This is a genomic window from Stenotrophomonas sp. Nf1 (genome assembly GCF_003028475.1).
Taxonomy (GTDB): domain Bacteria; phylum Pseudomonadota; class Gammaproteobacteria; order Xanthomonadales; family Xanthomonadaceae; genus Stenotrophomonas.
The window spans coordinates 303125-326911 of record NZ_PYTV01000001.1 but is presented as its reverse complement, the minus strand read 5'-3'; the positions used below and the strand labels follow the sequence as shown (position 1 = coordinate 326911).

Here is a 23787-nt window from a genome sequence, read left to right as displayed (position 1 = left end):
CGCCGCGCGTGGATCCCTTGCTGCCCTACTCCCCTCAGAAGCCCACGCGCAGGTTGATCTGCCCGCCGACATCGCGGCGACCATCGCCGTGCTGGCCCTGCACGAACATCGACAGCTGGCTGTTGCGGCCCAGGCCCACCGCCACGCCGACCTGGCTGACCAGCGCATTGCGTGCCATCACCGCGCTGTAGACATCGAAGGCATTGCCGCCGACCGCGAAGCGGTTGCGGCTGGCCACGTCGGTATCACCCGAGGCGTGCTGCCAGCCCAGGCCAACCGTCAGCTGCGCCGGGAAGCGCTCGCCGCTGCCCACATCCCAGCGGCCACGCACACCCACGGTGCTGACATTGAGCGTGTCCTTGCCGCCTTCCAGCACCAGCGCGGCAGTCCCGCCCTGCTCCACTGCGCTATCACTGTCGACCCAGTGCTTGGTGAACTGCACGTACGGCTGCAGCTGGGTCCGGCCGTGGCTCCAGGTCCAGCTGCCTTCGACCTGGGCGATGGTCACGTCCGAATCCTGGCGGCTGTACAGGGTCTGGCCCAGCAGCGGCACTTCACGCGTGGTGCGCGTACGGTAGTCACCGCGTGACACGCTGCCACCGACCGCGAAGCCGTTGTTCCATTCGCCCTGTGCATACAGGCCGAAGGTATTGCCACGCAGGCGGGCGCGCGAGCTGCGTTCGTACAGGCGCGTATCCAGGCGTTCATTGCCGGCGGCCGCACCCAGCACCACGTGCTCGCCCAGCTGCCAGTCCACACCGGCCATCAGCGCATTGCGGTTGGCGCGGATCTCATCCCCGTTGCCATCGCCATCCTGCTTGAACACCTTGCCGCTGCCGGCCAGCCAGGCCGAGGCGCGCTCGCCACGCACGGTCGGCAGTTCGCTGCCCAGACGCTGGCGGATGCCTTCTTCCAGGTAGTTGTCGTACAGCAGCACCGCACGGCTGGCCGCATGCACTTCACCGGACAACTGGTCGAACGCACTGCGCGCGGTGGCCGCGTCATAGATCAGCACGGTGTTGTACAGGCCCAGCGCCGGACCACTCTGCGGCAGGCTGTCCAGCGCGGCTGCGGTGTTGTACTGGTTGCGGCTGTTGGCCACCGACGTGAACGCCGCGGTCTGCGCCACGTCGATCTTCAGGTTGGCGGTATTGGCCGTATACACCGGCGTGATGGTCAGGAACGCCGACGGCGAAGTCGCCGAGGCGAACTGCCCGCTCACCCCACCGGCCGCGTTGACCACCGTGTACTGCTGGCCCTGCTGGTAGCTGGTGCTGGGCGAAATGGTGTTCACCTGCACGGTGCTGCCGCCCACCGTCGCGCTGCCACCGACCTGCACGGTATCGCTGCCGGTGGCGCCCAGATCGATGCCCAGCGTGCTGCCCGGCGACAGGGTCAGGTTGCCGCCCACGGTGATCGTCCCGGTGCCGTTGCCGGCGCCACTGCCGTTGCCCGGCCCATTGCCCGGCGACAGCACGCCGCCGCTGGAAACGGTCACGCCACCGCCGGTGCCACCGATGGTGCCGGTACCGGACAGGGTGGTGCCGCTGCCGATGGTCCACTGGCCACCGATGGTGCCGGTGACATTCAGGCCGCCGCCGGTGACCTGGCCGGTGCCGCTGAAGCCACCGCTGTTGCCGCCCAGATTCAGCCCACCCGGGCCGGCCTGCACGATGCTGCCGCCGCCGCTGATGGTGCCGCCCAGCGTGGTGGTGCCACTGGTGTTGATGATCAGGCCACCGTTGTTGGTGATGTTGCCGGTGATCGAGCCGCTGGCGCCGCCGTTGCCGACCTGCACGGTACCGCCGGCATTGATGGTGGTGCCGCCGGTGTAGGTGTTGTTGCCGGTGAGAGTGACGGTGCCGGTGCCGGCCTGGGTCAGGCCGCCGCTGCCGCTGATGGTGCCGCCAACCGTGGTGTTGCCACCGACGTTGAACACCAGGCTGCCGTTGTTGCTGACATTGCCGGTGATGGCACCGCTGGCGCCGCCATTGCCGACCTGCAGCGTGCCACCGGTGTTGATGGTGGTGCCACCGGTATAGGTGTTGTTGCCGCCCAGGATCAGTGTGCCGCTGCCGGCCTGGGTCAGGCCACCGCTGCCGCTGATGGTGCCGCCGACGGTGGTGTTGCCACCGACGTTGAACACCAGGCTGCCGTTGTTGGTGACGTTGCCGGCAATCGCGCCGGTCGCGCCACCGTTGCCGACCTGCAGCGTGCCACCGCTGTTGATGGTGGTGCCGCCGGTGTAGGTGTTGTTGCCGGTCAGGGTCAGCGTGCCGCTGCCAGCCTGGGTCAGGCCGCCGCTGCCGCTGATGGTGCCGCCCAGCGTGGTGTTGCCGGCCACATTGGACACCAGCGCACCGTTGTTGGTGATGTCGCCGACGATCGAGCCGGTCGCGCCGCCATTGCCCAGCTGCAGCGTGCCGCCAGCGTTGATGGTGGTACCGCCGCTGTACGTGTTGTTGCCGGTCAGCAGCAGCGTGCCGCTGCCGGCCTGGGTCAGGCCACCGCTGCCGCTGATGGTGCCGCCCAGCTGCGTATTGCCGGCCACGTTGGAGATCAGCGCACCATTGTTGGTGATGTCACCGGCAATCGAACCCGTGGCGCCGCCATTGCCCACCTGCAGCGTGCCACCGGCATTGATGGTGGTGCCACCGGTGTAGCTGTTGTTGCCGACCAGGGTCAGCACACCCGCGCCGGCCTGGGTCAGCGCGCCACTGCCACTGATCGCGCCACCGACGGTGGTGTTGCCGGCCACGTCGAACACCAGGCTGCCGTTGTTGGCGACATTGCCGGTGATCGCACCGGTCGCGCCGCCGTTGCCGACCTGCAGCGTGCCACCGGCGTTGATGGTGGTGCCGCCGGTATAGGTGTTGTTGCCGGTCAGCAGCAGCGTGCCGCTGCCGGCCTGGGTCAGGCCACCGCTGCCGCTGATGGTGCCGCCCAGCGTGGTGTTGCCGGCCACGTTGGAGACCAGCGCGCCGTTGTTGGTGATGTCACCGACGATCGCACCACTGGCACCGCCATTGCCGACCTGCAGCGTGCCACCGGCATTGATGGTGGTACCGCCGGTGTAGGTGTTGTTGCCGGTCAGCACCAGCGTGCCACTGCCGGCCTGGGTGAGGCCGCCGCTGCCGCTGACCACGCCACCCACCGTTGCAGTGGTACCCAGGTTGTAGACCAGGCTGCCGTTGTTGGTGATGTCGCCCAGCACCGAACCGGTGCTGCCACCATTGCCGATCTGCAGCGTGCTGCCGCCATTGACGGTGGTACCCCCGGTATAGGTGTTGTCGCCGCTGAGGATCAGCGTGCCGGTACCGCCCTGCACCAGGCCACCGGTACCGCTGAGCACGCCGGCGAAGGTGGTGCTGGCGTTGTTGCCGCCGGTGGTCAGCGTGGCGCCACCCAGCGCAACGGTACTGCCGGCAACGCCGGCCAGACCGCCGATGCTCTGGTTGCCACCGGCGCTGATGTCCAGGGTGCCGGTGCCGGCCAGGTTCACGGTGCTGGCGCCGGACAGGCTGCCGCCCGCGCCCACCGCCAGCGTGCCGCTGTTGAGGGTGGTAGTGCCGGTGTAGCTGCTGGCGCCGGTCAGCGTCAGCGTGGCCGGGCCATCCTTGATCAAGCCGCCTGCGCCGGAAATCGCGCCGCCCAGGGTCAGATCGTTGCTGCCGAGCACGTCCAGGTTGGCGCCGGCGCCCAGGGCGACGTCGTTGGCCAGGGTCACCGCCGCGTTGGCATCGAGCGTGCCGTTGCCGGCGACGGTGAGCGCGCCGCTGCCCAGTGCCGCGTTGTTGCCGACCACCAGGCCGCCGGCGTTGAGGGTGACACCACCAGTGAAGGTGTTCGCACCTCCCAGCGTCTGCACGCCCGCGCCGTCCTTGATCAACGCGCCGGTGCCACCGATGACACCGTTGAACGTGGTGTTGCCGACGCCGCCGAGGGTGAGCGTGTTGCCGCCCAGCGACACGTCCGAGCCCGCCACGCCCGCCAGCGAGCCGATGCTCTGGTTACCGCCTGCGGAGATATCGAACGCGGTACCGGCATTGGCCAGGGTGACCGCACCGGTCGCCGCCAGGCTGCCGCCGGCGCCGATCGCCAGCGTGCCGGCGTTGATGGTGGTGCCGCCGGTGAAGGTGTTGGTGCCGGTCAGGGTCTGGGTACCGGTGCCTTCCTTGATCAGCCCACCGGTGCCCGCCACCGAACCGGCGAAGGTGCCGTTGGTGGCATCACCGATGGTCAGCGTGTTCGCGCCCAGGTTCACCGTACCGTCGCCGATCAGCGTGCCGAACTGCTGCGTACCGGCGCCGGCCGACAGATCGAAGGTGGCCCCGCTGGCCAGGTTGACGATGCCGTTGGCATGCAGGCTGGCCCCTGCCCCCAGCGCCAGCGTGCCGGCATTGATGAACGTGCCACCGGTATAGGTGTTGGTGCCATTCAAGGTCAGCGTGGCCAGGCCGTTCTTGGTCAGCGAACCGGTGCCGCTGAGGCTGCCGTTGAGGGTCAGGTCATTGCTGCCCAGCACGGTCAGGCCGGCATTGAGAACGAAGTTGTTGCCCAGAGTGATCGCGCTGTTGGAATCGAGCGTGGCATTGCCACCCACGGTCACCGTGCCGGTACCCAGCGCGGCGTTGTTGCCCACCACCAGGCCACCGGCGTTGAGGCTGACGCCTCCACCGAAGGTATTGGCACCGGTCAGTGTCTGCACGCCGGCACCGTTCTTGATCAATCCGCCGCTGCCGCTGATCACGCCGTTGTAGGTGCTGTCGGCCACGCCGCCCAGGGTCAGCGAGTTGCCGCCCAGCGCCACGCTGCTGCCGGCCACACCGGCCAGCGAACCGATGCTCTGGTTGCCACCGGCGGAGATATCCAGCGTGCCGGCGCCGGCAAGATTCACCGCGCCGGTGGAGGCCAGGCTGCCGCCGGCACCGATGGCCAGCGTGCCGCTGTTGATGGTGGTACCGCCGGTGTAGGTGTTGGCGCCGGTCAGGGTCACCGTCGCCGCACCATTCTTGATCAGGCCACCGCCACCGCTGATGACACCACCCAGCGTGAGCGCATTGCTGCCGAGCAGGTTGAGGTTGGCCCCGGCGGTGAGGTCGATGGCATTGCCAAGGGTCACCGCCAGGCTGCTGTCCAGCGACGCATCGGCACCGACGTTCAACGCGCCGCTGCCCAGTGCCGCGTTGTTGCCGACCACCAGCCCGCCACCGTTCAATGCCACGCCGCCGCTGAACAGGTTGGCGCCGCCGAGGGTGAGAATGCCCGCGCCGTTCTTGACCAACCCGCCGGTACCGGCAATCGCGCCATCGAAGGTGCTGCTGCTGACGCCGCCCAGGATCAGGGTGTTGGCGCCCAGGCTGACCGTCGAGCCGGCCACGCCGGACAGCGAACCGATGGTCTGGTTGGCGCCGGAGGCCGAGATGTCGAAGCCCGCACCTGGCGCCGCCACGTTCACTGCACCGGTCGCCGCCAGGCTGCCACCGGCGCCGATCGCCAGCGTGCCGGCGTTGATGGTGGTGCCGCCGGTGTAGGTGTTGATGCCGGTCAGAGTTTCGATACCGCTGCCGACCTTGGTCAGGCCACCGGTGCCGGCGATCGAACCGCTGAAGGTGCCGTTGGCGGCACTGCCCACCTCGATGTTGTTGGCCCCCAGGTTGACCGTGCCGTTGCCCACCAGCGTGCCGAACACCTGCGTGCCGTTGCCGGCCGACAGGTCCAGCGTGGCGCCGGTGGCGAGATTGACGGTGCCGCTTGCGGCCAGGCTGGCGCCGGCGCCGAGTGCCAGCGTACCGGCATTGATGTTGGTACCGCCGGTGTAGGTGTTGATGCCGTTCAAGGTCAGCGTTGCAAGGCCGTTCTTGGTCAGGCTGCCGGTACCGGAGAGCACACCGTTGAGGGTGAGTGCGTTGGTGCCCAGCACGGTCAGCCCGGCGTTGAGCACAACGTTGTTGGCCAGCGTCGCCAGCGCGGTGGTATCCAATGTAGCCGCGCCACCGACGGTAAGTGCGCCGGTACCCAGCGCCGCATCATTGCCCAGCACCAGGCCGCCGGCATTGAGCGTCACGCCGCCGCCGAAGGTGTTGGCACCGGACAGGGTCTGCACACCCGCCCCCACCTTCACCAACCCGCCGCCACCACTGATCAGGCCATCAAACGCGCCGTTGGCAGCGCTGCCGAAGGTCAGCGAATTGCCGCCCAGGGCCAGCGAAGTTCCCGCCACGCCGTTGAGCGCCCCGATGGTCTGGCTGCTGCCTGCGCCGGAGATGTCGAAGATCGCCCCTGCAGCGCCCAGCGTGACATCACCTGCCGCAGCCAGGCTGCCGCCCGCGCCCAACGCGAGCGTGCCGGCATTGACGGTGGTGCCACCGGTATAGGTGTTGGCGCCGGACAGTGTCAGCGTCGCACCACCATTCTTGATCAGGCTGCCATTGCCGGCCACGATGCCGCTCAGGGTCAGCGCGTTGCTGCCCGGCAGGGTCAGTGCCACGCCCGATCCCAGGTTCACCGCGTTGCCCAGCGTCACCGCAGCGCCGGCATCCAGCGAGGCGTTGCCGTTCACCGCCAGTGCGCCGGTACCCAGCGCACCGTTGGCGCCCGCCACCAGGTTGCCGCCGTTCAAGGTCAGGCCGCCAGTGAAGGTGTTGCTGTTGTTGAGCGTCAGCAGGCCAGCACCGTTCTTGACCAGGCTGCCATCGCCGCTCAGCACGCCGCCCAGGGTGAGGTCATTGCTGCCGCCCAGGGTCAGCTGCGTGCCGGCGCCGAAGTTCACCGCGTTGGCAAGGTTCAGTGCCACCGTGTTGTCGAGACTGACCGCAGCACCGACGCCGAGCGCGCCGGTCCCCAGCGCATCGGCGTTGCCCAGCACCAGCCCGCCGCCATTGAGCGCCAGGCCACCGCTGAACGTGTTGGCACCGGACAGCGTCTGGATGCCGGTACCGGTTTTGACCAGGCCGCCGGTGCCGCTGATCACGCCATCAAAGGTGGCGCTGGCATTGCTGCCGAAGGTCAACGAATTGCCGCCCAGGGTCAGCGCGGTTCCGGCCACGCCGTTCAACGCAGCGATGGTCTGGTTGCCGCCGGCCGCTGAAATGTCGAAGCCCGCACCGGCATTGCCGAGCGTCACATCGCCGCCCGCCGCCAGGCTGCCACCGGCCCCCAGCGCCAGCGTACCGTTGTTGATGGTGGTGCCGCCGGCATAGAGGTTGGCACCGCTCAGGGTCAACCGTGCCGCACCGTCCTTGATCAATCCACCGGCGCCGAACACCGGCCCAGCCAGCGTCAGGTCGTTGCTGCCCAGCACGGTCAGGTTGGCACCTGCGGCCAGGCCGATGCTGTTGCCCAGGTTCAGTGCAGCGCTGGTATCCAGCGACGCATTGCCGCCCACATCCAGTGCGCCGGTGCCCAGTGCGCCGGCATTGCCCAGCCGCAGCACACCGGCATTGAGGCCGACACCACCGGAGAAGGTGTTGGGGCCATTCAAGGTCAGCGTCGAAGCGCCGTTCTTGACCAGTTCGCCGGTTCCGGCGATGACACCGCCCAGCGTCACGTCCTGGCTGCCCAGCAGGTTCAGCACCGTGCCTCCAGCCAAGTTCACCGCATTGCCCAGGTTGGCCGCCACACTGCTGTCCAGCGTCGCGTTTGCGCCAACATTCAGTGCACCCGTGCCGAGTGCTCCGGCGTTGCCCAGCAGCAGGCCACCGCCGTTGAGCGCCAGGCCGCCAGTGAAGGTGTTGGCACCGTTGAGCGTCAGCGTGCTGGCGCCATTCTTGGTCAGGCTGCCGGCACCGGATACCACGCCACCGAGCGTCACCGCCTGCGTGCCCGGCAGCGTCAGTGCGACGCCAGCGCCCAGCGCAACGTTGTTGCCCAGGTTGAGCGCCGACACGCCATCCAGCGTCGCCGAACCATTGACGTTCAGTGCGCCGCTGCCCAGCGACGCACTGCTGCCGAGCAGCAGGCTGCCGGCATTGAGCGTCAGCCCGCCGCTGAAGGTATTGGTACCGGTCAGTGTCAGTACCGAAGCGCCGTTCTTGACCAGGCTGCCGGTCCCGGCTACCACACCGCCCAGGGTCAGGTTCTGTGCGCCTGGCAGCGTCAGCGAGCCGGTCAGGTTCACCGCATTGCCCAAGTTCAGCGCAGCGGTGCCGTCCAGCGTGCCGTTGCCGCTGACCGTCAACGCGCCGCTGCCGAGGGCACCGTTGTTGCCCAGCACCAGCCCGCCAGCCGCCAGGTTCAGGCCACCGCTGAAGGTGTTGGCTCCACTCAGTGTCTGCGTGCCGGCGCCCTGCTTGACCAGTCCGCCGGTACCGGTGATGACACCTGCCAGGGTCTGGTTGGTGGCGTCGCCGAAGGTCAGCGTCGTGGCGCCGAGCGCCAGCGTGCTGCCGGCCACGCCACTGAGTGCGCCGACGGTCTGGTTGCCGCCGGCGGACAGATCCAGCACCGCACCGACGCCACCGAGGGTGACCGCGCCGGTTGCGGCCAGGCTGCCACCAGCACCGATGGCCAACGTGCCCGCATTGATGGCGGTGCCGCCGGTGTAGGTGTTGGCACCGCTCAGGGTCAGCGTTGCAGCGCCATTCTTCACCAGGCTGCCGCTGCCGCCGATGACACCGCCCAGCGTCAGTGCATTGCCGCCGAGCACATTGAGCGACGCACCGCCGCCCAGGTTGATGCCATTGCCCACGCTCAGCGCCGAGCCGGTATCCAGCGTCACCGCGCCACCGACATTCAGCGCGCCGGTGCCCAGCGCGCCGGCATTACCCAGCACCAGGCTGCCGGCATTGAACGCCAGCCCGCCACCGAACGTATTGGCACCATTGAGCGTCAGCGTTGCCGCGCCGCTCTTGGTCAGCCCTCCCACGCCACCGATCACACCGTTGAGCGTCAGTGCCTGGTTGCCCAGCAGGTTCAGCGTTCCGCCAGCGCCCAGAGAGATCGCATTGGTCAGTGACAGCGCGCTGGTGCCATCCAGGCTCACGTTGCCACCCACACTGAGCGCGCCGCTGCCGAGTGCAGCGTTGTTGCCCAGCAGCAGGCCACCGGCGTTGAGCGCAACACCGCCGCTGAGGTTGTTGACACCCGACAGCGTCTGCACGCCGGTCCCGAGTTTGATCAGGCCACCGGTGCCCGCGCCGAACGTGCCGCTGTAGCTGGTGTTGCCCAGCCCACCGAGGGTCAGCGTGCGGCTGCCCAGGTTGACCGTGCCGCCGAGGCCGGCCAGCGAGCCGATGGTCTGGTTGGCGGCCGCGGAAAGGTCCAGGCTGGTGCCTACGCCCACGTTGATCGCGCCGATGGGTGACAAGCTGCCGCCCGCGCCAAGCGCGAGCGAGCCCCCGGTAAGGCTGAAGTTGCCGGTCAGCGAATTGGCACCGTTCAAGGTGAGCGTGCCGGCACCGTTCTTGATCAGGTTGCCGGCACCGGAAATCGAGCCGTTCAATGACAGCGCATTGTTGCCCAGCAGGTTCAGCGAACCGCCGCCGTTGATCACCAGGTTGTTGCCCAGCACGAAGCCGGCGGTAGTATCGAGCGAGGCGCTGCCGCCGACGGTCAGGTTGCCGCTGCCCAGCGCACCGGCATTGCCCAACACCAGGCCGCCGGCATTGAGATTGACGCCGCCGCCGAACAGGTTTGCAGCACCCAGCGTCACCACCCCCGTGTTGCTGATGGTCAGGCCACCGCCACCGGACAGCACGCCATTCAGGGCAAAGCCCTGCGTGCCGCCCAGGGTCAACGCGTTGTTGAGGGTGAAATTGTTGCCCAGCGCCAGGCCTGCACCGCTGGCAGCGATGGTGCCGCCGTTGACGGTGAACAGCCCGGAGCCGAACGAGGTGCTGCTGTTGAAGTTGACCAGACCACCGCCGAGGGTGATCGCGCCGGTTCCCGACCAGGGTCCCTGCAGGTTCCAGATGCCGCTGTTGACCGTCAGCCTCTGGAACCCGACGTAGTTGCTCCAGCCGATGCTGGTGGCCGGTCCGTTGTTGCCGGCATTGTCCTGCAGCACCAGCGTGTTGTTGGCCGCACCGGTACCGGCGCCGGCGTCGACGAATCCGGCGGCCGCCACCTTCACCCCGGCCACGCCCACCAGCGTGCCCGCTGCGGCCAGGCCACCGCCTGCAGCGACACTGGAGCCGGCCACGGCCGTGAAGGTATTGCCTCCTGTGGAATCACCCAGATGCACGCTGCCGCTGACCGTGCCTGCATTGGTGAAGGTATTTCCGCCCGAAGCGCCCAGGCCGACACGGCCGGTGATGCTGCCGCGGTTGGTCACGTTGGCCTGTGCACCGCCGTAGGTCACCACCGAGGTCGCATCGGCCACCTGACCCAAGCCCAGCAGCGACATTCCGATCGCACCGTCGTTGACCAGGGTGGTCGTGCCACCGGCAGCATTCTGCGCGGTCACCGCCTGGCCGCCGAAGCCGAGCAGCGTGCCGATATTGAAGATGCCCTTGATCTGGCCACCGGTCTCGTTGTTGACCGTGATCGTGCTGCCACCGGCGGTGTTGTTGCCGACCACCAGGCCGGCAGCGGCCAGGCTCAGCCCACCGGTCAGGAACGGATCGATCGTGCCGGCATTGTTGACCGTGGTGTTGCTGCCGGTCAGCGTCACCGCATTGCCGCCCAGCAGCGGCGGCACGCTGAACACTGCGCCGCTGGCGATGTTCAGGGTCAGCCCGCTGGTGCCATTGGCGTAGTTGGTGAGGTTGGTTGCGCCATCGCAATTGACCGTGGTGGTCCCCGTGCACGCAGCGAACGCCGAACCACTGGCCAGCGTGGCGGCCAAAGCCATCGCCAGCTGATGCGCCCGCAGGCGCGGTGGCCGCCCGGTGGAAACTGCACTTCCACCCGGATTCTGGGCAACCTCCGATGCAACCTGCATTACGCCAAGGGCGCGATTGAAAACCAGACGGTAAATGCGGTTCATCGGTAAATCTCCATGAAAAGACCGGATGGCACTGCGGGCAGGTTTTTTGAAGACGATGCGGCCCATCCCGGTTCCCGCTGCGGAAACAAGGCCTGGCGCATTAACTTCGGAAAATCTTCACATCTTCACGCGGGCGCGCATCGAGGACGGCGTTCCAGCGTATCCATCGGCACGGAAACTCCCCGGTTCCGCACGACGAATGGCGGCACTGTGCGACGGATGCCGCCAGTGCCGCGTGAATCACCCAACGAAATTTTATGACGTGCGTCAAATAAAACGGGCGGGTAAATCTATTTTGCCGAAAATGCACATTGCATATTCACGGCAAACAGAACCCACCCTGCATAACCCAGTCGGGATAAACCCTCAGCTGCTGGAGAGTTTCATCAGGACCAGGCCGGAAACGATAAGCACCGCCGCACCAATCCGCATCGGGCTGACCTGTTCGCCGAGGAAAACGATGCCGACCACGAATGCGCCGACCGCACCAATGCCGGTCCAGATCGTGTAGGCGGTACCCAGCGGCAGGCTGCGCATGGCCACCGCCAGCAGCCAGAAGCTGGCGATCATGCCGATGATGGTCACCACGGTGGGGGTGAGCTTGCTGAAGCCTTCGGACTGCTTCATGGACACGGCCCAGACGATTTCCAGCAGGCCGGCGAACAACAGATAGATCCAGGCCATGACGGCCCTCCTCTTGGTAGGGCCAGGCCGTCCTGGTCTTTGATTCCCGATGTGGGGGAGGTCGTTCCTCCTGGCCGGCATTCTAGCAACGGGCAACCGCCGCGGCCTGCCTGGCCGGGAACGGGTTACAGCCGATTCAGTGCGTGAAGCTGGCGTCGGTGCGTGCGCGTGCGGTAGAATACGCGTCTGCCATCGGCCAGCCGATGCGCAGTCCGGCTGTGGTCTCCGGCGCAACCCGCGCTGCTTCCCCTGATCCGTGAACTGGCCACCCATCGGGCGGCCAACGTCTCTATGGTGGCCCCGTCGGCCCCTCGCGACGCTAGGTCGAAAACCCCGCCAGGGCCGGAAGGCAGCAACGGTATCGATCGACGCGGGCGCCGAGGCCAGCCGGCGGGGCCACCGCCTTTTCTGCACTGGGGTCAGATCCCTTTGCATGGCAAAGGGATCTGACCCCGGCTTCATAATCCAGACGTTCCGACAGCCGCGTGCGATCAGCGCGCACATGCCGGGTGTGCAGCGCGCGTTCCAGCGCCTCAAATTTGGCGGCCAGCGCCGCCGGTTCCGCTCACGGCGGATCCTGCACCAGCACGTGCGGCGCGGTCGGGGTGGCCAGCGGCACGCACTGGCCCGGCTGCGCCACGCGGTGCCCGCGCGCCGCCAACGCGGCACCATCGGCCACGCTGGCGTAGTGGTAGAGCATCATCCGCGCCTGCAGTTCAGCGCTGTACTCGCGCTCCAGGTCATCCACGCCGGTGTGCGACGGGTTGCCGTGCAGGCCGCAGTCGTGGGCGATCAGCTCGTTGTCGCTGGCGAAGCGGGCCAGCATCTCCGGAATCGGCCGGGTATCGCCGCTCCAGGTCAGCGCGCCCTGCAGGCGCAGGCCATAGGCCGTCTCCGGCCAGTGGTGGCGCACCGGGAACACCTCCAGGCGCACTCCCTCGTGCCAGAACGCATCGCCCACCACGATCAGCTGGAACGCGTCCCAGAAGTTGGCACCGCCCTCGGCCAGCACGTTCGGGTAGTCACCGATGCGTTTGTGCAGCAGCGGCACCACCGTGGCCGGCACATACAGGCGCACCTTGCCGCGCCGCTGCGCATTGAAGAAGGTATCGACGAACAGCCGCTCGAAGCCGGCCACGTGGTCCAGATGCACATGGGTGACGAACAGCGCCTGCGGCATGTGCCCGTAGTGCGCCTTGAACGCGGTCAGGCCTTCGCCGCCACAATCGATGGTCAGCCACGGCCGGCCCTCGCGCTCGATCACCGACATCGGCGAACCCAGCTCGACCGCCGACGCATTGCCGACGCCGAGGAAACGCAACGACCAGTCCATCAGGTGCCCCGGTTCCAGGCCATGTCATAGGCGCGGCGCAGCCGCGCGTAGTCCTTCTGCACATCTTCCACGCTGCGTTCACCGCGCAGCTTGATCAGCGAGCGCAGCAGGCGCTTGAGATTGCGTTCGCGCCAGGCGGTGGCCGGAATACGGATGACGCCACGGTCGAAGTCGATCAGCCAGCCGTGGCCGTTGCCATCGAACAGGATGTTGTGCGCGTTGAGGTCGGCATGGTCCAGCCCGGCACGATGGAAGCGGGCGATCAGCCGACCGGTCTCCTCCCACGGCGCGCCGCGGCCGGCCACCAGTGCACGGTCGGCCAGCGAGCGCACGCCCTCGATCCGCTCCATCAGGATCGCAGCCCGGTAGCGCAGGCCCTCGCGCATGTAGAACGCGGCGATCGGCCGCGGCACGGGCAGCTTCTTCTCGCGCAGCGCACGCATCAGCCGGAATTCGGCGAAACTGCGGGTCCGGTCCGAGCCGCGCCACAGGTACTGGTCATGGCTGAGCTTGGCGGCCAGGCCGCCCCGCAGGTAGTGCCGCAGCACGCTGGCGCCGAACGGTGCATCGACGAACCAGGCACTGCCACGGCCCCCCTCGCCTACCGGCCGGGCCCTGCTGCCCCAGTGCTGCGGCGAGAACAGGCCGATCTCGGCTTGCCGCAGCCGCTCGCGGTCGAACAGAATGGCCCCGATGCCGCGACCCTCGCGGCATGGCGTCAGCGCTTCATTGGCGTCGAATGCGACCATTTCATTGAGTCTAACAACACATGGCATCAGCGTCCTCATCCTTGTGCCTCCTGCGCCTGTCCGCACTCGGCGATGTCACCCATGTCGTGCCCCTGGTGCGCACCCTGCAGGCCGCGCGCCCGGATACGCCGATCCATTGGATCATCGACAAGGCCGGCCACAAGCTGCTCGATGGCCTGCCGGGCGTCACCTTCCATGCCTACGACAAGAAGAGCGGCATGGCCGGGGTCAAGGAACTGCGCACGCAGCTGCCACCGGGGCGTTTTGAAGCGTTGCTGCAGATGCAGGTCGCCTTCCGCGCCAATCTGCTGTCGGCCTTCATTCCGGCCGAGCGCCGCATCGGCTACGACCGCAGCCGCTCCAAGGACCTGCACGGGCTCTTCATCAACGAACGCATTCCCGACCGCCCGGGCATCCATGTACTGGACGCCATCGGCAGCTTCTGCGAACCGCTGGGACTGCGCCAGACCGAGGTCAGCTGGGATCTGGCGGTACCGCCGTCCGCCTTCGAGTGGGCCGCCGCGCAGTGGCAGGACGATGGCCGCCCGGTGCTCATGATCTCGCCGTGTTCCAGCCACGTGCGCCGCAACTGGTACGCCGACCGCTACGCCGCCGTGGCCAACCATGCCGCGCAACGCGGCTGGCAGGTGGTGCTGTGCGGTGGCCGCAGCGAGCTGGAGCGCAGCATGGGCGATGCCATCCAGGCGCAGCTGCCTGCACCGGCACTGGATCTGGTCGGCAAGGACACGCTCAAGCAGCTGCCCGCCCTGCTGGCCCGCGCCAACCTGGTGATGACCCCGGACTCGGGCCCGATGCATATCGCCAACGCGATGGGCACCAAGGTGCTGGGCCTGCATGCGGCCAGCAACCCGCACCGCAGCGGCCCCTACTCGGACCGTCGCTACTGCGTGGACCGCTATGACGATGCTGCGCGCAAGTACCTCGGCAAGCAGGCGGCCGACCTGAAGTGGGGCACCAAGATCGAGTTCGACGAGGTCATGGAACTGATCACCGTCGAGGACGGCATCGCCGCATTCGAACGCTACGTGGCGGACCACCTCACCTGAGTCGATGGATCATCGGTAGCGCCGGGTCACGCCCGGCGGGTCCACCTCACCCGCGCTGCGCGTAATCCTGGTAGGACTTCTCTTCCACATAGGCCGAACCCAGCGCCAGGTTGATCGCCTTCTTGATCCGTGCGCGCTCGTCATTACGCAGATAGACGCTGCGCGCCAGATCGATGAAGCCCTGATCGAACGCCTGCGCCTTTTCCTTCAGGCGGATATCGTCCTCGATGTCCCACAGCTGCTCGTTGACCGTCTTCAGCTCGGCACGCAGCCGGGCGATGTCCTTCACCGCCGCCGGGTGCGCCATCCAGGTCTGGTCGAGCGCCGACAGCTCCTTGCGCACGTTGGCCAGCTTGCCCTCGTCACTGATGCGCTCGGACTTGATCTGCAGGATCGAGATCTTGTCCAGCAGCTCGCCGAAAGAAACGGGAACGAGAATTTCAGCGGTCATGGGGAAAGCTCCAGCAGATGATGCAGGCAGTTTAACCCGCGGCCCGCGATGGGAAGGGTGGATCCACGCATGGCGTGGATCTACTGATGCCTCTGGAGCAACAAGCCCCTCTGTTGAGGGGCTGCCCCGACAGGGGCGTCGCGTCCCGCGTCAGATAAAGAAAAAGGGCTGCCTTTCGGCAGCCCTTTTTCTTTATCTGGCGGAGAGGGGGGGATTCGAACCCCCGAGGCGCTATAAACGCCTGCCTGATTTCGAGTCAGGTACATTCAACCACTCTGCCACCTCTCCGGGTGGTCCCCGGCGGACCGGGGACGCGCATCATACGAGGAAGTGAGGCCGGCGACAAGTCATTCCAGCCAATGAAGTGAAAATTTCCTCGGCGCATGCCTTGCCGGATGCCGGCGGCCCCCCGATGATGCCTGTCTCCCCCGCAATGCCCCGCCCACGACCCACCATGATCGAATTCGGACACCTCACCCACCCCGGCCTGCGCCGCGAGCTCAACGAGGACACCTACTACGGTGACAGCGAGCTGGCCCTGTGGCTGGTGGCCGATGGCATGGGCGGTCACGCCTGCGGCGAAGTGGCCAGCGCATTGGCTCGCGAGACCATCGTCCGCGAAGTGCGGCGCGGTGCACCGCTGGTGCAGGCCATCCGCACCGCCGATGAAGAGATCATCCGCACCTCGCGCCGGCGCAATGACACGCTGCCGATGGGCACCACCGTGGTCGCCGCACGCGTGCAGGGCAATCGTTATGAAGTGGCCTGGGTTGGCGACAGCCGTGCCTACCTGTGGCGCGACGGCCAGCTGGCCCAGCTCAGCCAGGACCACAGCGTGGTGCAGGAGCTGGTCGCGCAGGGCAACCTGACCGCCGAACAGGCGCGTGCGCATCCGCACCGCAACGTGGTCACCCAGGCACTGGGTGTGACCGATCCGGCGCATCTGAATGTGGCCACCACCAGCGGTGAGCTGCGCCCGGGCATGCAGCTGCTGCTGTGCAGTGACGGCCTCACCGAAGAGGTGGATGACCGGGGCATCGCGCGCACCCTGGCCTTCGACGATGCCAGCGCGCAGGAATGCGTGGACACCCTGGTGGCGGCCGCACTCGATGGCGGCGGCCGCGACAACATCAGCGTGATCCTGGTGCGCTGCCACTGACTCACGGTAGTGCCGGCCGCTGGCCGGCTCATCGGGAAACCTCGTATCACGCAGATGCCGGCCGGCGGCCGGCACTACCCCATCCCAGGCATTACGCGCTGGCGGGCTCTTCCACCTTCGGGCCATCCCATAGGGCGTGGCCGGCCTTCTTGCGCAGTCGCTCCAGCCGCGCGGTGTGCGCTTCCCGTTCCGACGGCGTAGCCACCACGCGCGGGCGCGGCAGCAGCTTGCTGGTATCGAACGCGTGCAGCGCCGCACCGGCTCCACCGCCCTCGTCATCGCCCAGGCCGAAACCGATCTCTTCCTGGCCCGAGGTCAGCGCGATATAGACATCGCCCAGGATCTGCGCATCGAGCAGGCCGCCATGCAGCGCACGGTGCGAGTTGTCCACGCCCAGCCGCTTGCACAGCGCATCCAGCGAATTGCGCTGGCCGGGGAAGCGCTCACGCGCCATCACCAGGGTATCGATCACCGTGCAGCGGTCGGTGATCTTCCCGTACTGCGGGCCCAGCAACGAAAGCTCGTTGTCGAGGAAGCCCAGGTCGAACGCCGCGTTGTGGATGATCAGTTCGGCACCATCGATGAACGCCAGGAACTCATCGGCGATCTGCGCGAAGTCCGGCTTGTCATCCAGGAACTCCAGGGTCAGCCCGGTAACTTCCTGCGCGCCCTGTTCGAACTCACAGTCCGGCTTGATGTACTGGTGATAGTTGTTGCCGGTCGGGCGGCGCTTGAACAGCTCCACGCAGCCGATTTCGACGATGCGGTTGCCCTTCTTCCATTCCAGGCCGGTGGTTTCGGTATCGAGGATGATCTGACGCATGGGCTCAGTTTACCGGGCTGGAATCGCGGATCTGGATCGCCGCGTTGCGGGCCAGGGTATCCACCCGTTCATTGTCCGGGTCACCGGAGTGGCCCTTCACCCACCGCCAGTCGATCTGGTGCCGCAGCGTGGCCGCATGCAGGCGCTCCCACAGCTCGCGGTTCTTCACCGGGTCGCCGCCAGCGGTCTTCCAGTTCTTGCGGATCCAGCCGGGCATCCACTGGGTCAGGCCCTGCCGCACATACTGCGAATCGGTGTAGAGCACGATGTTGCACGGCTCGGTCAGCGTCTCCAGCCCGGAGATCGCCGCCATCAACTCCATCCGGTTGTTGGTGGTGTGCGCTTCGCCGCCGCTCAGTTCGCGCTCGTGGCCCTTGTAACGCAGCAACGCAGCCCAGCCGCCCGGGCCGGGATTGCCAAGGCAGGAACCGTCGGTGTGGATTTCAATGGTTTTCAATACAACTCCAGGATCAGGTAGCAACGGTGCCGTGCCAGCGCACCGGCAACGGTTTCGGCCCGGGCAGGGCCAGCGTGCGTTTTTCCGCATGGAACAGGCAAGCGGCGCGCAGCGGCGCCCAGCCACCGGGTCGGCGGCTGCCGGCGCCGCGCCAGAGCGGGCCGAGGTAACGCATATCGTCGCACTCCAGGCCATGGCGGCCGAGCAGCAGGCGGATCCGCTGCGGCGTGCGCACCACCAGTCCATGCTGGCGCCAGCGCGTGCGGTAGGGGCTGAACGGATTGAGGCTGCTCAACCACAGGTGCCCACCCGGCATCAGCACGCGTTCGCACTCGTCCAGCAGCCGGTCCGCATCGGCGGCGGTGACATGCTGCAGCACGATGGCATTGACGCTCTCGTTGGCCAGCGGCAACGGCAGCGCGCAACGCGTATCGCCGGCATAGCCGCCCCCCTCCCGGTACAGGCGCAGGCCGCGCCCGCCCAGTGCTGCGTCGCCCAGCCAGGCCGCACTCGGCGCGATCCACAACCAGGGCTGCGTAGGCAGCGCCGACAGCTGCGGCAACAGCAACTGTCGTTCCAGAATGCGCAGGGCCGCCGCCGGTTCGCTGTCGAACCACGGGGTCTGGCTCGCTTGACGGGTGCTCTGCAGCGCGGGCATGGTCCAATTCTATGCGACTGACTGCCCTGCCCGCATTTGCGGACAACTACATCTGGACACTGATCGGCGACGACGGCGCGGCCGTGGTCGTCGACCCTGGTGATGCCGCCCCGGTACTCGCACTGGCCGATCAGGGCCTGCGCGTGGACACGATCCTGCTCACCCACCACCACGACGATCACATCGGCGGCGTGCCCGCGTTGCAGGCCCGTTTTCCCGGCGTGCGGGTGGTGGCTCCCGTGGAAGAGCGCATCGCCAGCGCGACCGAGCGGATCGGCGAAGGTGAACGCGTTCAGGCACTGGGGCAGATGTTCCACGTACTATCCGTGCCCGGGCATACCCGCAGCCACATCGCGTTTCACACTGCTGAACATCTTTTCAGCGGAGATTCGTTGTTCAGCCTGGGCTGTGGACGCCTGTTCGAAGGTACGCCGTCCCAGCTGCTGGCATCGATGCGCAAGCTGGGTGCCTTGCCCGCGCAACTGCTGCTTTGTTGCGCCCACGAGTACACCGTGTCAAATGCCGTCTTCGCGCGGCATGTCGACCCCGCCAACGCTGCCCTGTGGCAGCGCCAAGAGGAGGCTTTGGCCATGCGCCGCGATGACCGTTCCACCCTGCCGGTAACCCTGGCCAACGAATTTGACTGCAATCCCTTCCTGCGTGTGCACAGCGCACCGATCCGTGCGTCGGTGTCGGCACACCTGGGCCGTGACGTCGTGGACGACGTCGACGTGATGGCCGGTCTCCGGCACTGGAAAGACGGCTTCCGCGCATGATGCGCCGAAGTCTGACGCTGGCCCTGGGGCTCGCCCTGGGGTTGGCCGGGAACGCGGGCGCGCAGTCGCTGGGCGCCGGCATCAGCCAGAACCTGACCGCCGCTGCGGCCCTGCCGCTGGATCCGGCAGCGTTGCCGGCACCGTCGGTACGCAACGGCCAGGAGATCTTCACCAGCTTCCGCGACGGCCTGGCCGAGCCCAGCTGCGACGCCGAGGCCACCAGCCCGCGCTGGCAGAAGCAGTTCGCCCATGCGCCCTCGCGCCTGGCCAACCAGGATGACGATGCCCTGGTGTTGTTCGGCTATGTGGTCGAAGAGCTGCGCAAGGCCAGCCTGCCCACCGAGTTCGCCCTCATCCCGTTCGTGGAAAGCGGCTACCGGCCCAACGCCCGCAACGGCAGCGGCCCCACCGGCCTGTGGCAGTTCATCGCCACCACCGCACGCAACCACCGCGTACCGATGAGCAACGGCTACGATGGCCGCCTGTCGGCGGTGGATTCGACCCAGGCCGCGGTGCGTTACCTGAAGACCCTGCACGGCATGTTCGGTGGCGACTGGCGCCTGGCCACGATGGCCTACAACGCCGGTGAGTACCGCGTGCTGCAATCGCTGCGCAAGGCCGGCATGAACGCGCAGAACGCCAAGCCGTCAGCGCTGCCGGGCCTGTCGCCGGTCACCTATGCCTACGTCGAGAAGCTGCATGCCCTGGCCTGCGTGCTGGAAGACGTGGAAGACCAGCCGGGCGTGATGGCCTCGCTGGACCGCACCGTACCGGTGCTGAAGGACCACACCCTGCCGGCCGGTACCAGCGTGCAGCAGTGGGCCGCACAGCGCGCCCTGGACCCGGCCCGCATCACCCGCCTCAACCCGGCCCTGGCCGGCGGTGGCCGCGCCTCGGGCACCACCCGCGTGCTGGCGCCGGTCTCGGCTGCCAATGCGACGGTGACCGAGACGGCGACCGCGCTGGTCGCCAGCGCCGCACCGGTGGCTGCCGCAGCGCCCACGCCGCAGGCCGCCAAGACCGTTGCCGCAATCGCCGATCGTCCGCGCAGCCGCCGCCACACCGTCCGCGACGGCGAGTCGGCCTGGACCATCGCACGTCGCTACGGCATGCCGGTGAAGGCTCTGCTGTCGCTGAACGGCCTGAGCGGCAGCAGCGTGCTGAAGCCGGGCGCGGTACTGCGCGTCGAAGACTGACGCGCCCGCCAGGCACTGCCTGTAGAGCCGAGCCCACGCTCGGCTTTTTTCTTGCCCTCGAAACACCGCCCGTAGAGTCGAGCTTGCTCGACCGCGCTCCCGGTAGAGTCGAGCTTGCTCGACTGCTTCTGTGTCTCCAGTCGAGCAAGCTCGACGCAACAGAACCTGGCCGAACAAGCTCCACGCTTACGCACACCCACAAAAAAGGCCCGGCAATGCCGGGCCTTTCTCGTTCACCAATAACGCAGCGCTTACAGGTTCGCTTCGGTGGTCTGGATCACGAACTTCTTGCGCATCGTCTCGATGTAGCCCTTCGCAGCGGCCATGCCGTCGATCTGGCTCAGCTGGTCCTTCAGCTGCTTCTGCTGCTCGGCGGTCACTTCCTTGATGTCGCCCGGGTTGACCTTGTTCACCGCAAACAGCAGCGCGTGGCCGTTGACATCCACCTTGCCGTAGCTCGGCTTGCCTTCGGCCGGCACCGGCGCGCTGAAGATCGCGCGGTTGATTTCCGGGGTCGGCACCGGCTGGCTGCGCGGCAGGCCCGGCATCGGGCTCAGCTGCAGCTTCTCGCTGGCCGCCAGTGACTGCAGGGTGGCCCCACCCTTCAGCTTGGCCAGAATGGCATCGGCGGCCTTGTCGCTGGCCTGGCGCTGGCGGTCGGCACGGATCGCGGCGATCACCTGCTCACGCGCCTTGTCCAGCGGCAGCGCCTGTTCCGGGGTGTGCGCGGCCACGCGGATCACCACGCTGTGGTTGGTGGCACCACCCAGGGCGATCGGGTCGCTGGCAGTACCGTCCTGCACCAGCACGTCGGAGAACGCAGCACGCAGCACGGCCGGGTCGGCGGCAATGCCGCTGGCGGTGGCACGGGTGATCGGACCCAGGGTCTGCAGCGGCAGGTTCACTTCCTTGGCCGCCGCCGCCAGATCGCTCGGGCTCTTGTTGATGGCATCGACCAGACGGCCGGCCAGATCGTTGAAGCCACGTTCGCCATCGGCCTTGAGCTGCTCGGCGGCCAGCGTGTCACGCACTTCCTCGAACGACTTGCCCTGGCCGCCACGCACCGCGGCCACCTTGATGATGTGATAGCCGAAATCGGTCTTGACCGGGCCGATCACCTCGCCGGCCTTGGCCGCGAACAGAGCGTCTTCGAACGGCTTGACCATCGCGCCACGCTCGACCCAGCCCAGGTCACCGCCCTGCGCCTTCGAACCCGGATCTTCCGAATTGGCCTTGGCCAATGCAGCAAAGTCGGCACCGGCCGCCTTGGCTTCGGCTGCGAGCTTGTTGGCCTTGGCTTCGGCACCGTCACCGGTGATCAGGATATGCGAGGCCTGGCGCTGCTCCGGCGAGGTGAACTTCGCCTTCTCTTCCTCATAGCGCTTGCGCAGGGTTGCTTCATCGGCCGGGGTCGGCGCCGGCAGGTTGCCACCGTTGATCTCGACATACTCCAGCGAGACGGTTTCGGCCTGGCGGAAATCCTTGCCATGGCTGTCGTACCACTGCTTGATCTGTGCATCGGTGACCGGCGCGGTATCGGCCGGCACTTCCGGCAGCGCGGCCAGTTCAACGTCGCGGGTCTCGCCCAGCAGCTTCAGCAGGCGCTCGGTTTCGGCCTGGGTGACAAAGCCGGAGTTCTGCAGGCCGGCCGGGATCACCGACTGCTGCAGGCTCTCGCGCACCAGTTCCTGGAACTGGGTCGGCGTACGCGGCGGATTGCCGCCGGCCAGCGCCAGGCGGTAGTTGTTCTCGTTGAACTTGCCGTTCGCATCGAGGAAGGCCGGCATCGTGGCGATGTACTCGCGCACCGCGCCATCACCGATCACCACGCCGGCCTGCTCGCCGACCAGGCGCACCACCTGCTCGTCGATCAGCTGGTCGAGCACGGCCAGCTTGTTCTGGGTGCTTTCGAACGCGCGCGGGTCGAAGTTCTCGCCCTGCTGCTGGCGCTCACGCATGCGCTCCTGCTCGAAGCGGGTGCGGAAATCCTGCGCACTGATCTCATGGTGCTGCCACAACATGCGCACCGGCCACCACGACGGTGCCGAACGCCACCAGGTCGGCGGCGCGGAAACCTTGGCCACGTTCTGTGCGCCAACGCCACCGAGGTAGCTGTTGTCGATCACGAACAGGAACGGAATCATCAGCAGCCCCAGGATCACGGTGACGATCCAGCCTGAGGTCTTGTCGCGGAGTTTCTGCAGCATGGTGAGGAATCACAAGGCCTGATTGGCGAGCCCGGCAGTGTAACCCGCTTCGTGGCAGGGACCAAAAGCAGCGCCGGCGTGGGCTGCGCACCGCTTCGCGACGGCACAAAGAAAAAGCCCCCGGCTTGCGCCGAGGGCTTTTAGAGTTGGCGGAGCGGACGGGACTCGAACCCGCGACCTCCGGCGTGACAGGCCAGCATTCTAACCAGCTGAACTACCGCTCCGCACTGAAACTTTGCAGGCGCCCAGTATATCCGAAGACTCCCTGGAAACCCAGCCCGGTGAACACTTTTTTCAAAGTTTTTTCACAGGGACTTAAGAATTCTGCAATGGCGGAGCGGACGGGACTCGAACCCGCGACCTCCGGCGTGACAGGCCAGCATTCTAACCAGCTGAACTACCGCTCCGTTCTTGCAAAAACCTTTTCGCCTTCCTCCCGAACCTTTCGGGGAGAAGACAAGGCCCCCAGCGTTGAACCGGGGCCTCGATGTAGTGGCGGAGCGGACGGGACTCGAACCCGCGACCTCCGGCGTGACAGGCCAGCATTCTAACCAGCTGAACTACCGCTCCGCGTTGTTGCTGCTTTTGTTTCCTGCCGGCCTGGACCGGGGAGAAAACAAAGCCTCCAGCTTTTGGCCGGAGGCCTCGTTGAATGGCGGAGCGGACGGGACTCGAACCCGCGACCTCCGGCGTGACAGGCCAGCATTCTAACCAGCTGAACTACCGCTCCACACTCAAACTTTTACCGCGGTGCTGTGGTGGGTGCTGAGGGTTTCGAACCCCCGACCCTCTCCGTGTAAAGGAGACGCTCTACCGCTGAGCTAAGCACCCCAGCGAGCCGCTTAGTTTACAGCATCCTTCAGGGCCTTACCAGCCTTGAACGACGGATTCTTCGAAGCGGCGATCTTGATGGTGTCGCCGGTCTTCGGGTTGCGGCCGGTGCGGGCAGCACGGTCGCGGACCTGGAAGGTACCGAAGCCAACCAGGGTGACCGCATCGCCGTCCTTCAGCGCCTTGGTGACGGCAGCAACGACGGCATCGACAGCGCGGCTGGACTCGGCCTTGGTCAGGTCGGCAGCTTCAGCAACGGCATCGATCAATTCGGTCTTGTTCATTCTCTACAACTCCTTTGGCGGTGGGTTCCGCTTATTCGACAGGGAAGCAACCGCACGCGTTCTGCATGCGGCCGCCATGTGGAAACGGTTCGCCGATTCAGTCATCGCTGACAGCGATCACTCATTCGCGAGTGCTGCTTTTATACCAGCGGCCCTACCCCCACGCAAGCTGGAAAGCCAGCAAC

General features: G+C 67.0%; 14 protein-coding genes, 6 tRNA genes and 1 other RNA gene. 5 read left to right on the top strand and 16 right to left on the bottom strand.

Annotation, left to right across the window (positions count from 1 at the left end):
• Positions 1-34 precede the first annotated feature (34 nt).
• Positions 35-10927 carry an autotransporter-associated beta strand repeat-containing protein gene (locus C9412_RS01585; RefSeq protein WP_107230016.1) on the bottom strand — a complete coding sequence of 3631 codons (10893 nt, stop codon included), beginning with the start codon at positions 10925-10927 and terminating at the stop codon, positions 35-37.
• Between the two features lie 366 nt (positions 10928-11293).
• A complete protein-coding gene (gene sugE, locus C9412_RS01580; RefSeq protein WP_107230015.1) occupies positions 11294-11611 on the bottom strand; it encodes a quaternary ammonium compound efflux SMR transporter SugE in 318 nt (105 codons plus the stop codon).
• 300 nt (positions 11612-11911) lie between these two features.
• Here sugE and ffs point away from each other — a divergent pair.
• Positions 11912-12002, top strand: an RNA gene (gene ffs, locus C9412_RS01575) — signal recognition particle sRNA small type.
• 174 nt (positions 12003-12176) lie between these two features.
• Here ffs and C9412_RS01565 read toward each other — a convergent pair.
• Positions 12177-12944 carry an MBL fold metallo-hydrolase gene (locus C9412_RS01565; protein ID WP_107230014.1) on the bottom strand — a complete coding sequence of 256 codons (768 nt, stop codon included), beginning with the start codon at positions 12942-12944 and terminating at the stop codon, positions 12177-12179.
• Entirely contained in the window at positions 12944-13693 is a 750-nt protein-coding gene (locus C9412_RS01560; RefSeq protein ID WP_057496945.1) for a 3-deoxy-D-manno-octulosonic acid kinase, read from the bottom strand. The genes C9412_RS01565 and C9412_RS01560 overlap by 1 nt, the downstream gene beginning before the upstream one ends.
• Before the next feature lie 20 nt (positions 13694-13713).
• Here C9412_RS01560 and C9412_RS01555 point away from each other — a divergent pair, with 20 nt between their 5' ends.
• Positions 13714-14760, top strand: coding sequence for a glycosyltransferase family 9 protein (locus C9412_RS01555; RefSeq protein ID WP_107230013.1), 1047 nt, complete (start codon positions 13714-13716; stop codon positions 14758-14760).
• A gap of 46 nt (positions 14761-14806) precedes the next feature.
• On the opposite strand, the gene C9412_RS01550 is transcribed toward C9412_RS01555, so the two are convergent.
• Entirely contained in the window at positions 14807-15211 is a 405-nt protein-coding gene (locus tag C9412_RS01550) for a DUF6165 family protein (protein ID WP_107230012.1), read from the bottom strand.
• Positions 15212-15408: 197 nt separating this feature from the next.
• Positions 15409-15499, bottom strand: a tRNA-Ser gene (locus C9412_RS01545).
• A 166-nt stretch (positions 15500-15665) separates the two neighbouring features.
• Here C9412_RS01545 and C9412_RS01540 point away from each other — a divergent pair.
• A complete protein-coding gene (locus tag C9412_RS01540; protein WP_107230011.1) occupies positions 15666-16370 on the top strand; it encodes a protein phosphatase 2C domain-containing protein in 705 nt (234 codons plus the stop codon).
• Between the two features lie 91 nt (positions 16371-16461).
• On the opposite strand, the gene dnaQ is transcribed toward C9412_RS01540, so the two are convergent.
• From dnaQ to C9412_RS01525, 3 genes are read right to left on the bottom strand one after another with little or no spacing between them, the layout of a single operon-like run.
• Positions 16462-17193 carry a DNA polymerase III subunit epsilon gene (gene dnaQ / locus C9412_RS01535; protein ID WP_107230010.1) on the bottom strand — a complete coding sequence of 244 codons (732 nt, stop codon included), beginning with the start codon at positions 17191-17193 and terminating at the stop codon, positions 16462-16464.
• Positions 17194-17197: 4 nt separating this feature from the next.
• Entirely contained in the window at positions 17198-17650 is a 453-nt protein-coding gene (gene rnhA / locus C9412_RS01530) for a ribonuclease HI (protein ID WP_014036151.1), read from the bottom strand.
• A 13-nt stretch (positions 17651-17663) separates the two neighbouring features.
• Positions 17664-18308 (bottom strand): methyltransferase domain-containing protein, encoded by a 645-nt coding sequence (locus C9412_RS01525; protein WP_107230009.1) that lies wholly within the window; start codon positions 18306-18308, stop codon positions 17664-17666.
• 11 nt (positions 18309-18319) lie between these two features.
• Here C9412_RS01525 and gloB point away from each other — a divergent pair, with 11 nt between their 5' ends.
• Together gloB and C9412_RS01515 are read left to right on the top strand one after the other, a co-directional pair.
• On the top strand, positions 18320-19084 hold the full coding sequence (gloB, locus tag C9412_RS01520; RefSeq protein ID WP_107230008.1) for a hydroxyacylglutathione hydrolase: 765 nt from the start codon (positions 18320-18322) through the stop codon (positions 19082-19084).
• The gene (locus C9412_RS01515; RefSeq protein ID WP_107230007.1) at positions 19081-20280 is read left to right on the top strand and encodes a lytic transglycosylase domain-containing protein; all 1200 of its coding nucleotides are present in this window, start codon (positions 19081-19083) and stop codon (positions 20278-20280) included. The genes gloB and C9412_RS01515 overlap by 4 nt, the downstream gene beginning before the upstream one ends.
• A gap of 251 nt (positions 20281-20531) precedes the next feature.
• On the opposite strand, the gene C9412_RS01510 is transcribed toward C9412_RS01515, so the two are convergent.
• From C9412_RS01510 to C9412_RS01480, 7 genes are all read right to left on the bottom strand, one after another.
• The gene (locus tag C9412_RS01510; protein WP_107230006.1) at positions 20532-22487 is read right to left on the bottom strand and encodes a peptidyl-prolyl cis-trans isomerase; all 1956 of its coding nucleotides are present in this window, start codon (positions 22485-22487) and stop codon (positions 20532-20534) included.
• A gap of 147 nt (positions 22488-22634) precedes the next feature.
• Positions 22635-22711 (bottom strand) — tRNA-Asp (locus tag C9412_RS01505).
• Between the two features lie 106 nt (positions 22712-22817).
• Positions 22818-22894: transfer RNA gene (locus tag C9412_RS01500), tRNA-Asp, on the bottom strand.
• An 86-nt stretch (positions 22895-22980) separates the two neighbouring features.
• A tRNA-Asp gene (locus C9412_RS01495) sits at positions 22981-23057 on the bottom strand.
• Positions 23058-23140: 83 nt separating this feature from the next.
• A tRNA-Asp gene (locus C9412_RS01490) sits at positions 23141-23217 on the bottom strand.
• A gap of 26 nt (positions 23218-23243) precedes the next feature.
• Positions 23244-23318: transfer RNA gene (locus C9412_RS01485), tRNA-Val, on the bottom strand.
• An 11-nt stretch (positions 23319-23329) separates the two neighbouring features.
• Positions 23330-23602 carry an HU family DNA-binding protein gene (locus C9412_RS01480; RefSeq protein WP_004146343.1) on the bottom strand — a complete coding sequence of 91 codons (273 nt, stop codon included), beginning with the start codon at positions 23600-23602 and terminating at the stop codon, positions 23330-23332.
• Positions 23603-23787: the final 185 nt, after the last annotated feature.